This is a genomic window from Aurantimonas sp. C2-5-R2 (genome assembly GCF_036549495.1).
Lineage (GTDB): Bacteria > Pseudomonadota > Alphaproteobacteria > Rhizobiales > Rhizobiaceae > Aurantimonas > Aurantimonas coralicida_A.
In genome coordinates this window covers 1-12694 of record NZ_JAZHLJ010000086.1, presented here as the reverse complement: position 1 = coordinate 12694, position 12694 = coordinate 1, and the positions used below count along the sequence as shown (strand labels likewise).

Genomic DNA, 12694 nt, shown 5'->3' with positions numbered 1-12694 from the left:
AACATCTGCGACCTGTTCGAGCCCGAAGAATGTTGGAACTACCTCAAGGCCGCTGGCTATGTTGCAGATTAATCGCCTGACGCTCTAGCCCCTCTAGCGGCAGAGGCACCGGCATTTTGGCGAGCTTGACCAGAACCGCGACGTTGCCCCTCCCGCCGGCACCGTAGACGGGGGCCGGACGGAGCACGCATCCCTCCGTTTCGGTGCCGGACAAGCTGCTCCAGAAGGCGGTTTCCGCCTCCGCCTTGGAGATGGCGTAAGGACTGACCGGAGCGAGTGGATCCGATGCCGAGACGCTCTTGTCCGCCCAGGGTCCATGGACGTTGGCGCTACTGACGAAGATCATGCGGCGGACGCGCTCGCGCACGGCCCGCCGCGCCAGAGCAGCGGTCGCCTCGACGTTGGCGTGGCGCAGGGCGGCAAGGTCGCCGCTTTGCGGTTCGCTTCGTGACGGGTTGAGCGCCCCAAGATGAATGACGGCGCCAGTGCCTTCGGGCCATGCCTTCCATACCTCGATTTCGGCGAGATCGGCCGGTCCCGTCACCGCGTCCGCGCGGTCCTCGGGCGCAGTGCCGCGCGACAGCGCCAGCACGCGATGCCCCTCCTCTTTCAGCCTCGCTGCGAGATGTCGTCCAACGAAGCCGCCGGCGCCGGTCATGAGGATCTGCATTGTTCCTATCTTTATCCCCCAAAACGGGCGCGAAAAATACCGCGTTCGGCATCGGTGAACAGCCGTTCGACACGGCTTCTCCCTCCCGGCAGGAAGCGCAACCAGTCTTCCATTTTCCCGTCAAGCATCCGCATCTCCCGCTGCTTTCCCACCCGTAAGCAGCAGCAACTTAAAGGGGTGCACTCCACGGACCGATGTCGATATTGGTGCCTGGAATTGATCTTGGCAAGAAAGTATACCCGGTCGGGCTCGACGAGACCGGCGCTGCCGTCTTGCGGCGGCGGCTTCGTCGCGACGGTGTTGTGAAGTTTGTCGTTAAGCTGCCTTCCTGCATCCCAGCGATGGAAGCGTGCTGCAGCGCGTATCATCTGGGCCTGGAAGGATCATCCGGCCAAGCTTCGCCAAAAGGATCGTGATGCCCACGGGACGGTGAAGTTCTCGAAGGCCAAGCCGGCGGCGGAGGGTAAGCCCCAGCATATCGACATCGCCGTGCCAGCCTTTGGTTGCAAGGATCACGTCGCGATCGACCGGCGCTACGGCTTCATCCGCGGTTAGTCGGCGACGAGCGCGTCAGCCTATGATGGGGCGCAGCTCTCCAGCGTCCTCGATCGTTCGAATACCGGATCGACCGTCTGGGCAGACACCGCCTACCGGTCGGCCAAGAACGAGGAATGGCTGGAGAAGAACGGCTACGTCTCGGACATCCACCGCAAGAAGCCGAAGGGGCGGCCGATGAGCGAGCGAACATCGCGTGCCAATGGCCGGCGCTCGACGATCCGCTCGAAGGTCGAGCACGTCTTCGCACGTCAGAAAGGGCAGATGCGGCTGTTCATCCGCACCATCGGCCTGGTGCGCGCCGAGGTGAAGATCGGCATGGCGAACCTCGTCTACAATCTCACTCGTCTGGTCTGGCATCAGGGGCGAGGTGTGCCCGCATGACGGCAAAATCGTCACCAAGGACGCTATCCAGCGTCTCCTGAAGCCGGAAAATACCGAAATCATCGGCTCGCACCATCGGCGAGGCTGCGTCAACGCTCGCCAAGCTCAACGTCTTCGGTAATTCGAGGTGTCCAGTTGGCGACAATCATGGACTATGCCGAAACCGGCATGATGTCCTACATGATTTTCCCACAAGCAGCATCGGGTGATGTTGCACAACACGAATCCGATCGAAGCTCTCAACGGCGAGATCAAGCGACAGCCACAACGGAAATCGTTCCGATGCGCCTAGATTCGCCTATTTGCAAGCCCCATCACATGTTTGCGGATACCCCCGAAGGCGTTGGGACAGGCCTTTGTGGGGCATCACCCCAGTCACTGTGGGGTGGTGAGACACTTCGGACAGACGCTGGGAGGGAAAAAAGAGGCCGCGTCGCCGAGGGCATAGGGGTTTGCGGGGGCTACGGAGCCCAAGCGAACTTCGGACGAAAATGGCGTCTGGCTGCCCGATCGGCGCGACTTTCCGGACAAAATCCAAACGAAAAAACGCCATTCACACTGTCGATGGTGTGAAGTGAACCCAAAGTCGTGCGTTCAAACGCGGAAGCCGATCCAGCGAACGCGGCCGGCGATGTGGAGGCGCTCCATCATGTCGGCCGGCACCGGCTCGGGCCGGTAGCGCGGGTTGTCGGAGTGCAGCGTGATGGTGCCGTCGAGCTGGCGCTCGATGCGCTTGACCAACAGTTCGTCGGCACGGACGATCACGTAGATGCAGCCGGTGAGGACGTCGTCGGGCGTGATCGACGTATCGATCAGCGCCAGAGCGCCATCAGGGATGCCGGTGCCGTCCTCGCGGGTCATGGAGTCGCCCTCGACCACGATCGCCGCCGTCGCGGTCGGCCGGAGCCCGAGCGTGCGCAACCAGCGCTCGGAAAAGCCCATGACCTCGCCCATCTCGTGATCCACGGGAATGAGGCCGGAGCCGGCAGAGGCCGAGGCGGCGACACGCTGGATCGGCACCAGGTCACCGGTTTCGGGCCGGGCAACATCCTTTGCCCCCTCGCCCGTTCGCATTGGCCCTTGTCCCGTTGCCAGCCATTCCAACTCGACGCCGGTCCCTCGTGCAATCGCAGCAGCGATGCCGAGCGAGGGCTCGGTCCCATGGAAATACTTGCGGAAAGTGGTGGGGTTTAAACCGATCCGCTTGGCAAAAGGCGTCGGCTTCTCGCCTCCGAGAGCCAAACTGAGCCTCCGGTCGAACTCTTCCGACTTAATGCCCGCCAACTCGGAACGCGCTTCCGACTTCACAGCGGCGGTTCCGAGTTTGCCAGACACCCTGCCGCCAAAGGTATTGACCCCGTGGGGTGATCAAAAAAATTACTTTTGGAACTCGGAACGATCAAAAAACAATCTTCCAGCTTGACCGCGATCATATTGGCACTTAATAGTTCACTATTGTGATTTTTCACCTCAAGCCATAGCCGACTTCGAGGGGCCAGAATGCCAGCTAAGATTTGGGATCGTTTCGACATCCTGCGTGCGGTCTACAATCATGGGACAAACCTTACCCAGTTGGCTCTCGAAGTGGGGCTCGATGGGTCCGCGTGCAGGCATGCGCTTGATCGTCCCCAGCTGGGTGGCGAACTCGCGATCGCCCGTCTTATAGCTGTCGACCCCGCCGAACTCTGGCCCGACCGGTACCGACAACCTCTCTCCAAGGTCCGTTCTAACGCGTTAGAGGCGTTCAGGGCGAGTCAAAAAAAGCGCCTTCACGCCAACCGTTCGGTGTCGGCATGAACGCGCTGTCCCTGTTCCCCTATCGGCCCGGCTCCTCCCTCTCGGTCGGCCGAGCGCCGCTCCGCCCGCATTCCCCACGCAACCTCACGGCGGAGCGGCGTACTCGCTTCATTCCCTATTCGAGCCTTCGGCTCTCACCGCCACTTGTTTCTTCCCGTTCGACGCGCTTCCGCGCGCACGAAAACGCCGGTCCGGGCATCTCACCTCCCGAACCGGCGTCCTTGCAGTCTGTCTTCAGGTCTTCGTCGGACCCGACACGTCCAGTCTCTCACCCCCGGAGCGCGTCTATGCTCATGTTTCCTACCACTCGTCTTTCGTCAAGGTCTCGGCTGCCCGTCTCTCACCTCGCGCAGACCCGCCTTTTTCCCTCGTCGTCCCCCTCGCCTCACTCGTCTTCGGTTCCGACCGCCAGGGATCAAGCTAGACGCGAAGGGGCCGCAGGATGTGCAGAAAATCTCCGCACGGGGTGCAGGAAATGAGTACCGAAATCACCAAACACCAGATCGAGCGGATGGTGGGCATGGAAAGCCGGGGGTGGGGCGACCAATGCCCGGCGCTACACCGGATCGCGCGCCGCTACCGGATGCCGTTCGGCACGCTGGACAATATCCGGACGGGGCGCGCCAAACGGGTGTTCTCGGACGTGAGGGACGCGATCCGGGCGGCGTATCTCGACATGTGCGCGCGGGAAGTCCGCAAATGGCAACAGGAACTGGCGGTCGAACGCGCCAAAGGACATATCGACGATGATCTTGAGACTATGGAGCGGGAGGCTACGGACCTTGCTGCACGCATTGCGGCACGCCAAGCGCGGATCGGAGGCGGGCAATGAGCGCGCCCAGGACTTCCGCCCCGTCCGATCAGGTCAAGCGCGTGCCGATCGACAAGATCAGGATCGGCGAGCGGCAGCGGAGCTTCGATCCCGCCTGGGCGGCAGCCATCGCGAGCACCTTGCCCATGATGGGCCTGAAGACGGCTATCGAGGTCTCGGCCGAGGGTGACGGGTTTCGGCTGATCGCCGGCCGGCACCGCCTCGAAGGCGCGAAGCTGGCCGGCTGGACAGACATTCCCGCCCGCATCGTCATCCTCGACGAGCGCGATCTCGACGCCTCGGCGGCGTTTCACGAGGCGATCGAGAATTTGATGCGGCGCGAGTTGGTCGCGCTCGACCGGATGGCGCATCTGGCGGCCGCCAAGGAAGCGCATGACGCGCTTTATCCGCAGGCGGCGAGACGTGGACCGAAAACCAAGGTCGACGAAGCTAATTGGGAAACTTTTTCCCAATTGTCGTTCTCGAAGGAGATTGCAGAGAAAACCGGCTTTTCCAATCGTCTGGTCAACATTCTCGTCAGCGCCTATCGCAACTTCGACAAGCGAATAGCCCTGCGTCTCGAAGGTTCGCCCCTCGCCGACAAGCAGAGCGAGCTGATCGCGCTGTCGAAGCTTCATGCCGCGACACAGAAGACCGTTCTCGACTATCTGCTGTCGACGCCGCCGCAAGCGGCCAATGTCGCCGACGCGCTGGCGATCATCCAGGAGGAGGAGCGGCCGGACGCTGCCACGCGCCGGATCACGCGCTACGCGGAGACGCTGAAAACCCTGCCGATCGCGGAGCGCGACCGGATCTTCGACGCGGCCGAAGAGGCCGTGCGCGACTATGCCGAGCGTCGGGGGTGGCTGTGATGTACGGGATATTTTCCGACAACGGCACGCGGATCGGGACGGCGATGCACGTTCGGGGCGAGCCGAAAGCGCGGCGTTGGGTTGCCTATGCGATCGACTTCGACTGCGCCGGTGCGATCCGCTTCGACCCCAACAAAGAACCGGTGCGGAAGGGCTTCGGCACGCGCCGGGAGGCGGCGGCGTGGCTGGTTGAGCGGTATGAGGGCTGGTCATGACCGCCGCCCCAAAGGAGTGGATGACGGCGGCCGAGATTGCGGCACTCAAGCTCCAAGCCGCGCCGCACACGGAACGTGGCGTCAATCTGATTGCCCAGCGGGAGAACTGGCGCGAGAGCAGCCTTGGCCGCAAACGCTCTGGACGCGGCGGCGGCTGGGAATACCACTTCTCGCTGCTGCCGCAGGCCGCGGTTCACGAGGTCTGCCGGCTGGAGACGAGTCTCGCGCATGACGCCAAGGGCCGGGAACTGGCGAAGGCCGCCGGCTCGGAACTGGCCGTCGCCCAGACGGAAGCCGGAAAACTCAATGCGCGCCAACGCAAGATCATGGAAGCGCGGGCGGCGCTTCTGACCGAAATCGACCGACGGGTCCTGTGCGGCGCGGGGAGTCAGTCGAAGGCGATCGCGTCCCTGCTCGTCAGTCTGGCCAGCGAGGACGCGCTCGTCGACGCCGCCCGCGTCGCCTGTGAAGGCTCAAACGGTCCTTCGCGCACGCAAGTCTACGCCTGGCTGAAGGCTCGCCACAGCATGGGCCTGATTGGCCTCGCGCCTCGCCTGAAGCGCCAGAAGGACCCTTTGCCCGACTGGTTCGAGGGATGGCTCGCCCATTACGCGAAGCCGGCCAAACCCTGCATCACGGACGCGCTCGACGAATATCGGCGCAGGCTTCCCGACAAATCGCTGGCACCGACCTACGACCAAGTGCGCCGCGCGCTCGGCAAACTCGGGCCGCTGGAGCGCGCGAGCGGTCGCGAGGGCAAGCTCGCGATGCGCAAGCGCCTCGCCTACGTCTCGCGCGACACGTCCGACATCTTGCCGACGTCGATCTATGTGGCGGACGGCAAGATGTACGACGCCGAGATCGCGCATCCGATCCACGGCAAGCCGTTCCGGCCGGAAATCTCGTCGATGATCGATGTTTCGACGCGCGTCTGCGTCGGCTGGTCGGCGGACCTTTCGGAAAAGGCCTTCGCGGTGGCGGAAGCCTTGCGACACGCCTGCGAGGGCCGCGGCATTCCGGCGCTGTTCTATACCGATCGCGGCCCCGGCTACATCTCCAACACGATGTCCGATCCGGTGGTCGGCTTCCTGTCTCGCGCCGGCATCACGCCGATGAAGGCGCTGCCCTACAATGCCCAGGCCAAGGGCATCATGGAGCGCCTGAACCAGATCTATACGGCATCGGCCAAGCGGTTCGTCACCTATATCGGCGCCGACATGGACCGGGAGGCCCGCCATCTCGCCTACAAGACGACGCGGGGCGAGCTGAAGGAATACGGGACGTCAAAGACGCTGCCGAGCTGGCGGGATTTCCTCGACGAACTCGCCGATTGCATCGGCCGCTACAACGACACCCCGCATTCGGCCCTGCCGAAAATCCGCGATGGCGGTCGGCAGCGGCACCTGACGCCGAACGAGGCCTGGGCGGTAAAATGCGCCGACGGGTTTGAGCCGCTGCTTCCGGACGCGGCCGAGCTAAACGAGATGTTCCGCCCCTACGTAATCCGGGTGACCCGGCGCGGGCTGATCGAGTTCAACACCAACGCCTATTTCCTGCAAAGCCTCGAAAACCTCGACGGCGAGCGCGTCGTGGTCGGCTACGACAATCTCGATCCGCGCCAGGTGTGGGTGCGCCGGTTGGAGCGGACGGCGGACGGCGAGGAGCCGGGCGCGTTTCTCGGCCTTGCCATCTTCGAGGGCAACAAGACCCGCTATGTGCCGATCAGCGTCGAGCGCAAGGCGATGGAGGATCGCGCGGCGAACCGCCAGAAGCGTCTCGACTTCCATTCGGAGGCGATCGACGCCGAATTGCGGCCGCATCGCTACCTCGATCTCGATGCCAATCCCCCGCAAGCCATCGCCCATGGTGGATTTCCCCCGCAACCGGTGGCGGCGAACGATCCGGAGCCGGTCGCGGTTGGATCGCCCTCGCGAAAGCCCGGCTATCACGGCCGTCCGCGCTTCGACGACGACGTCAGCTTCGCGGCCTGGATCGCGGCACATCCGGCCCAAGCCCTACCGCGGGACGCCGGCATCCTTCGCGATCTCCTTTCAAGCGCCAACACCCGCGACCTGTTGCGTAGCCACGGCATCGATCTGGAGGCCCTGAAAAGCCTGGCACGGTCGATCGCCTAACCAAAACCCGTCTCTCACCGGCGGAACTTAAGAAACGAGGACCTTCATGAAACCCATCTTCGTCGAAACCGACAATGTGAAACGCTTCCAGACGGCGCTCACCGCCATGGAACGACGGGGGGCCGAGGAGGCCTGCCTTATGGTGGTCGACGGCCCGCCGGGCCTGGGCAAGACCAGCGCGCTCTATCACTGGGTCGCGCAGACCGGGACGATCTACCTGCGCGCCAACGCCGAATGGCGGCCGAGCTGGTTCCTGGAGGATCTGCTCGGCGCGTTCCGCATCCGGCCGCAGTTTTCATTCCAGAAGCGGTTCCAACAGTCGATGGAAGCGCTGCTGCTCCGCCAGCAGCAGCACATGATGCAGCAAAGGACCTTCGCCGTCGTCATCGACGAGGCAGACCATATCAGCCGCAAGCGCGAGATCATGGAGACGATCCGCGACTTCTCCGATGGCGGGAACATCCCCTTCGTGCTCGTCGGAATGGGGAAAATCCGCGACAACCTCGCCCGCTATCCGCAGGTATCGTCGCGGATCGCGCAATATGTGCGCTTCGAGCAAGCGAGCCCGGCCGACGTCAAGCGGTTCGTCGATGCGATCTGCGACGCGAAGGTTGCGCCGGACCTCCTCACCTTCATTCACCGGGTGTCGGGCGGCTATAACCGCGAGATCAAGGAAGCGATCGCGACGATCGAGACCTTCGCCCGGCGCAACGGCCTCGGCGACGACGAGAACCCCGTCACCATGGCCGACATGGCCGGACAGGTGCTGGTGAACGACCGCAAGAGCGGCATCCCGGTCATCGTGCCGGAGGTGGCGTGATGTCGGTGGAGAGCGAACGGCAGCTGCGTCTCCTCGCCATCCTCGCGAACGGCGAAGCTCTGTCGACGGTGGGGCTCGCGCTGAAATGCGGGCTTGGCCTGCGCGCGACGGCCGGTGCCGCCTCCATGCTGGTTCTGCGCGGCTATGCCGAGCGGTCGATCGATGGGGCTTTCTCGGCGACCGCCGAAGGGATCGCCTTCCAGGCGAGCGGCGGCAAGCTGCGCAGCGGCCCGGTGCGCGGCCGCGGGCAGATGAACGTCTCCCATGACACGCTACGTCAGCGCGCCTGGACGGCGATGCGGCTGCATGTGCGGTTCACCATCGACGACCTGGTAACGCTGGCGGCGCGTTCGGACGACAAGCAGCCGCGCGCGGCCTTGGAGCGCTACCTCTCGGCGCTTTGCCAGGCGCAGTATGTGGTGCGGCTGCCGAAGCGGACGGCCGGAACGGCGCCGACGTCTAATGGAGCGCGCGTCTACCGGCTGCTGCGTAACAGCGGCGAGCGGGCTCCCACGATCAGCCGCGAGGGCGTTCTCAAAGACCGCAACGCGGTGTCGGCATGAGCGTCCCGCACCTTAAGCTCGACGCACGTTGTCAGGGGCTCGTCGCCGACGCCGTCGCCCGACACGGCTCGATCAAGGCCGTCGCGGCGATGGTCGGCTATTCGCGCACCGCGTTGAGCCTGGCGATGAGCGGCGGCTACCGGGCCAACAGCCTCGCGCCTCTCGAAGCCAAGATCGTCGCGGTTTTCGCGATCCGGATCACGTGTCCTTACCTCGCGCAAGAGATTGCGCCCGCCATTTGCCGCGACCATCGCGAGCGACCCATTCCGACCGCCGATCCCCGTGCGCTTCGCCATTGGCAGGCGTGCCGGTTCTGCCCGGAAAACCCGAGCGCAAGCTCGGGCGATATCCCCGCCGGCCAAGCCGCTGGCGGGGACCACTACCACCCCGCCCTTAAGCGGCAAGCCGCTGGCGGGGACCACTACCACCCCGCCCTTAAGCGGCAAGCCGCTGGCGGGGACCCTCTCTCACAACCCCCAAAGCCGTCTCACCCGGCGAAAGGACTACCCCATGCTAAGTGACGCGATCCGCCAAAGCCGCGACGAGTTCCGCCGCGCGCCGACCGCCTTGCAGGCGGCGGTGCGCGCGGCCATCCCAGGCTTCGACACCAATCTGCATCTGTGGGAGGTCTCCGCGCGGGATCTCGAAACCACCGTCTCGCTGCTCGACGGGCTGGCGCGCGACGTCGCTACCGAGGCCAAGGCGCTGACCTCGCGGCAACCGGTGGTCCAATCGCTGCCGGAACTCGCTCGCCGCTTCGGCCGGGGAGACGCGGCATGAGCGCGATCAAGCCGATCCTTCGCCCGGAGGTCGAGCATCTGTTCAAGGCCGAGGAGCTGTCGCGCGCCGCGCGGCGCCTGATCATCGAGGGCGGCCCGGCGCCGGATGAAGCGAAGGCTTCGGCCGCCTCGTTCATCGACCAGGCGATCAGCGAACTGGTGGCGGCGCGGGCGGCGTTTCTCGGCGACGTTCCCGTGATCGTGGTGAAGACGCTATGAGCGCGCTCGACAGCTTCCGGCCGCCGGTTCACCCGGTCACGATCATCGCTCGCGAGGTCGCCCGGCTGCGGCGGGTCGGCTTTGACGATCTGATGCCGGAGCGCCGCACCCGCAATCTCGTGGGACCGCGACAAGAGGCGATGTACCTCGCCAAGAAACTGACGCCGGCCTCGCTGCCGGCGATCGGCCGGCGCTTGGGCGGACGCGATCACACGACCATCCTTTACGGCATCCGCCGTACCGAGGCGCGGATCGCCGACCTCGTCGGCTATGGCGACGAATTGGAAGGGCTCGAAGCGGCTATCACTCCGAAGCTGCCGCTCCGGCGCAATTTCGACATGGTGCCGGCGGCCGACATCGATCCGCTCGATACCGCCGGGCGCATTCGCCAGGCGCTCGACGATCGGATGTCGGTCGAACTCTTCGCCGACGAAATCGGCGCGATGGCGGCGGCGCTGATCGCGGCGAGCGATCGCGTGCGGGCGTTGTCCGAACAGCTGGCCAAACGGCCGACAATGACGGTCGCGGCGCCGGTCATGGTCCGGATGCTGACCGATCCCGGCAAGGCGGCCGCCCGTTCGGTCGTCGCCGCCTGGGAGGCGTTCCAGTCGGCGCGATACTCGCCGCGCGAGCGCTTCGCCGTCGAACACCTTCACCGCAGCCTCTCTCATCTGAAAGCCGAACTCTCACCGGCCGAAAACCAGAAGGACCCCTGCTCATGACCGCGACAACCGCACAGACGATCGAAACCGCAGCCACCGAGGCCGTTTCCGCCGTGGCCGAAACCACCACGCCGCTTCGCCCGGCCGGCGCGATCGAGGCGAACGGCAAGGTGCTGTGGCCAGATACGCGCGGCAGCTTCGTACCGGAGGATTTGATCAAGCCGGAGGACAAGATCGAGGACGAGATGGTCCGCAAGATCACCGGCTTCGCGCGGGGCATCTCCGACGAGATCGCCCGGTTCAAGGCTCACACCTTCGCCGATGTCGGGGATCTGCAGGCGCTGCTCGCCCAGGAATACGGCGCGCCGAAGGGGGGCAAGAAGGGCAACGTCACCTTCCTGTCGTTCGACGGGCTCCTGAAGGTCCAGGTCCAGGTGGCCGACATCATCGAGTTCGGGCCACAGCTTCAGACCGCGAAGACGCTGATCGACGAGTGCCTGAACGAATGGTCGGCCGACAGTCGCTCGGAAATCCAGACGATCGTGACGCGGGCCTTCAACACCGACAAGGAAGGCCAGGTGAACCGGGCGGAACTCTACCGCCTGCGGGGACTGGCCATCGACGATCCGCGCTGGAAACGGGCGATGCAGGCGATCACCGACGCATCGCGGGCGGTCGGCTCGCGGGAGTATGTGCGCTTTTACGAACGCGACAGCTTCGAGGGCGCCTGGCGGGCCATCACAATCGACCTGGCGAGCGCGTGATGGAGGCTCGGTCGCAGCCCCCGCGGGAAGGGCCAGCCGAGATGTTCGAGATCGCGGACGAGGACGAAGCCGCCGATGCCGCCAATTTGATGGTTTGGTTGGCCGTGGGGCTGATCGTCGGCGGAACCCTCGGCTTCATCGCCGGGGTCGCCGCCACCAACCTCCTATGGGTGCTGGCATGACCGCCCAGGCTCGCATTCTGGTTACAGTGCCGCTGAAATCGGGCGCCGGTCGCCGTGTCGTGGCTATCGCCGATGATGGCATCTTTCACGTGTTCACTAAGCGGGATGATAGAGCCGAGGACCCGCCCGACCAGTCGTTCACGGCCGACAGCGCCGATGCCCTGGCCCGCGCGGTTCTGGCCGGCGACGAGTTGGCGATGACGGCGCCGCACACGCTGCGGGTGTTGGCGGCGGCGTTGCTGTTGGCGAGAGGTGGGCGATGAAGCGGCTCTCGCATCTCCAGTCCTGTTTCGGCAGCGACAAAGACGGTAAGACTGTTCTCGCCGGGGACCGGGTGTCCGTCACCCTGTCTGACGTCAAGGTGGTTCGGTGCTTCAAGAATGGCGGGCTGCTCGTCGAGGGCAAGGACGGGAAACGCCGCCCCGTCGCCGCCGGTAGCTATACGATCGTCGCGGAGGCGCGGTCATGAACAGCCACGCGATCATCCACATCGCCGCCAAGCAGCTGAAGCTCGACGAGCACGATCGCCGGGCGCTCTATCTGCGGGTCACCGGCAAACCGACCCTGACCGAGATGACCGACGCCCAGCGGGAAACTGTCGTCGCGGAGTTCAAGCGGCTGGGGTTTCGGGTGACGGGAAAGGGCAAGCCGAAGTCGAGCAACAAGGCCTATGTGCGGCTGATCTTCGCGCTGTGGCGCTCGATCGGCGAACATGGCGGCCTGCGCGACGCCTCGCCGGCAGCGCTACGCAGTTTCGTCGAAAAACGCACCGGCGTCACCGATCCGGACTGGCTGACCTATGGCCAGGCCGATCCCCTGATCCGGGCGCTGAAGGAGATGGAAGCGCGAGCGATCGCCGGCGAAAGGGAGAATGCGACGCCATGAGGAAACGACGCGCGAGAACCATGACGCTCTCGCCGGATCAAGGACGAGCGATGGCGATCGAGCTGGGCCTCGAGCCAGTTGACGGCTTTCATGATCCGGACTTCCGCCTGACCGGGCGCGTGCAGCTCTGGCGGCGCCATGACGATACTTGGACCGGAAGGTTCGTCTATCGAGACCGATCCGGCTATAGCGTGGTGCACACCGTAAGAGGTCTATCGTTTTCCTGACCGGATAAAAGTAAGGAAGGCGGATCGACTCTCGGTCGAAAATTCGAAACTATCGCGTCCTCATTGGGGGATGTCCCGAAGTTTGTTGAACTTCGTTGAGCGGCGATGCCGGGTTGAACGTTACGCGGCCCTCGATGCAGGGGCAATGAACTTT

The 12694-nt window shown here is 64.6% G+C and carries 19 protein-coding genes and 2 pseudogenes; 19 read left to right on the top strand and 2 right to left on the bottom strand.

What is annotated here, in order from left to right; all coding sequences use genetic code 11:
- Window positions 1-43 precede the first annotated feature (43 nt).
- On the bottom strand, window positions 44-670 hold the full coding sequence (locus tag VQ044_RS21235) for an NAD-dependent epimerase/dehydratase family protein (RefSeq protein WP_327649451.1): 627 nt from the start codon (window positions 668-670) through the stop codon (window positions 44-46).
- Window positions 671-1030: 360 nt separating this feature from the next.
- Between VQ044_RS21235 and VQ044_RS21225 the strand changes: the two are divergent.
- Window positions 1031-1609, top strand: a pseudogene (locus VQ044_RS21225) (transposase); the annotation flags it as partial.
- Window positions 1610-1741: 132 nt separating this feature from the next.
- Window positions 1742-1871, top strand: a pseudogene (locus tag VQ044_RS21220) (transposase); the annotation flags it as partial.
- 332 nt (window positions 1872-2203) lie between these two features.
- On the opposite strand, the gene VQ044_RS21215 reads toward VQ044_RS21220, so the two are convergent.
- Window positions 2204-2944: a LexA family transcriptional regulator gene (locus tag VQ044_RS21215; RefSeq protein ID WP_327649450.1), complete on the bottom strand. Its 741-nt coding sequence runs from the start codon at window positions 2942-2944 to the stop codon at window positions 2204-2206.
- A gap of 165 nt (window positions 2945-3109) precedes the next feature.
- On the opposite strand from VQ044_RS21215, the gene VQ044_RS25875 reads away from it, so the two are divergent.
- The 17 genes from VQ044_RS25875 (at window position 3110) to VQ044_RS21135 (ending at window position 12540) form a co-directional block, all read left to right on the top strand.
- Window positions 3110-3406, top strand: a complete 297-nt coding sequence (locus VQ044_RS25875; RefSeq protein ID WP_442872992.1) for a helix-turn-helix domain-containing protein — start codon at window positions 3110-3112, stop codon at window positions 3404-3406.
- 475 nt (window positions 3407-3881) lie between these two features.
- Entirely contained in the window at window positions 3882-4238 is a 357-nt protein-coding gene (locus tag VQ044_RS21210) for a hypothetical protein (RefSeq protein WP_327649449.1), read from the top strand.
- The gene (locus VQ044_RS21205; protein WP_327649448.1) at window positions 4235-5089 is read left to right on the top strand and encodes a ParB/RepB/Spo0J family partition protein; all 855 of its coding nucleotides are present in this window, start codon (window positions 4235-4237) and stop codon (window positions 5087-5089) included. The genes VQ044_RS21210 and VQ044_RS21205 overlap by 4 nt, the downstream gene beginning before the upstream one ends.
- Window positions 5089-5304 (top strand): hypothetical protein, encoded by a 216-nt coding sequence (locus tag VQ044_RS21200; RefSeq protein WP_327649447.1) that lies wholly within the window; start codon window positions 5089-5091, stop codon window positions 5302-5304. The genes VQ044_RS21205 and VQ044_RS21200 overlap by 1 nt, the downstream gene beginning before the upstream one ends.
- Window positions 5301-7439 carry a Mu transposase C-terminal domain-containing protein gene (locus VQ044_RS21195; RefSeq protein ID WP_327649446.1) on the top strand — a complete coding sequence of 713 codons (2139 nt, stop codon included), beginning with the start codon at window positions 5301-5303 and terminating at the stop codon, window positions 7437-7439. Before VQ044_RS21200 ends, VQ044_RS21195 begins: the two co-directional genes overlap by 4 nt.
- A gap of 46 nt (window positions 7440-7485) precedes the next feature.
- Window positions 7486-8259, top strand: a complete 774-nt coding sequence (locus tag VQ044_RS21190) for an ATP-binding protein (RefSeq protein WP_327649445.1) — start codon at window positions 7486-7488, stop codon at window positions 8257-8259.
- Complete coding sequence (locus VQ044_RS21185) at window positions 8259-8822, top strand: hypothetical protein (protein WP_327649444.1); 564 nt, start codon at window positions 8259-8261, stop codon at window positions 8820-8822. The genes VQ044_RS21190 and VQ044_RS21185 overlap by 1 nt, the downstream gene beginning before the upstream one ends.
- The gene (locus tag VQ044_RS21180) at window positions 8819-9343 is read left to right on the top strand and encodes a hypothetical protein (protein WP_327651296.1); all 525 of its coding nucleotides are present in this window, start codon (window positions 8819-8821) and stop codon (window positions 9341-9343) included. The genes VQ044_RS21185 and VQ044_RS21180 overlap by 4 nt, the downstream gene beginning before the upstream one ends.
- Window positions 9333-9602, top strand: a complete 270-nt coding sequence (locus VQ044_RS21175; RefSeq protein ID WP_327649443.1) for a hypothetical protein — start codon at window positions 9333-9335, stop codon at window positions 9600-9602. The genes VQ044_RS21180 and VQ044_RS21175 overlap by 11 nt, the downstream gene beginning before the upstream one ends.
- The gene (locus tag VQ044_RS21170) at window positions 9599-9820 is read left to right on the top strand and encodes a hypothetical protein (protein ID WP_327649441.1); all 222 of its coding nucleotides are present in this window, start codon (window positions 9599-9601) and stop codon (window positions 9818-9820) included. The genes VQ044_RS21175 and VQ044_RS21170 overlap by 4 nt, the downstream gene beginning before the upstream one ends.
- Entirely contained in the window at window positions 9817-10542 is a 726-nt protein-coding gene (locus VQ044_RS21165; RefSeq protein ID WP_327649440.1) for a helix-turn-helix domain-containing protein, read from the top strand. Before VQ044_RS21170 ends, VQ044_RS21165 begins: the two co-directional genes overlap by 4 nt.
- A complete protein-coding gene (locus tag VQ044_RS21160; protein ID WP_327649439.1) occupies window positions 10539-11246 on the top strand; it encodes a DUF3164 family protein in 708 nt (235 codons plus the stop codon). The genes VQ044_RS21165 and VQ044_RS21160 overlap by 4 nt, the downstream gene beginning before the upstream one ends.
- A gap of 41 nt (window positions 11247-11287) precedes the next feature.
- Complete coding sequence (locus VQ044_RS21155) at window positions 11288-11428, top strand: hypothetical protein (protein ID WP_327649437.1); 141 nt, start codon at window positions 11288-11290, stop codon at window positions 11426-11428.
- On the top strand, window positions 11425-11691 hold the full coding sequence (locus tag VQ044_RS21150; RefSeq protein ID WP_327649436.1) for a hypothetical protein: 267 nt from the start codon (window positions 11425-11427) through the stop codon (window positions 11689-11691). Before VQ044_RS21155 ends, VQ044_RS21150 begins: the two co-directional genes overlap by 4 nt.
- Window positions 11688-11897: a hypothetical protein gene (locus VQ044_RS21145; protein ID WP_327649435.1), complete on the top strand. Its 210-nt coding sequence runs from the start codon at window positions 11688-11690 to the stop codon at window positions 11895-11897. Before VQ044_RS21150 ends, VQ044_RS21145 begins: the two co-directional genes overlap by 4 nt.
- Complete coding sequence (locus VQ044_RS21140) at window positions 11894-12313, top strand: gp16 family protein (RefSeq protein ID WP_327649433.1); 420 nt, start codon at window positions 11894-11896, stop codon at window positions 12311-12313. The genes VQ044_RS21145 and VQ044_RS21140 overlap by 4 nt, the downstream gene beginning before the upstream one ends.
- Window positions 12314-12363: 50 nt before the next feature.
- Window positions 12364-12540 (top strand): hypothetical protein, encoded by a 177-nt coding sequence (locus VQ044_RS21135; RefSeq protein ID WP_327649431.1) that lies wholly within the window; start codon window positions 12364-12366, stop codon window positions 12538-12540.
- The last annotated feature ends 154 nt before the right edge of the window (window positions 12541-12694 follow it).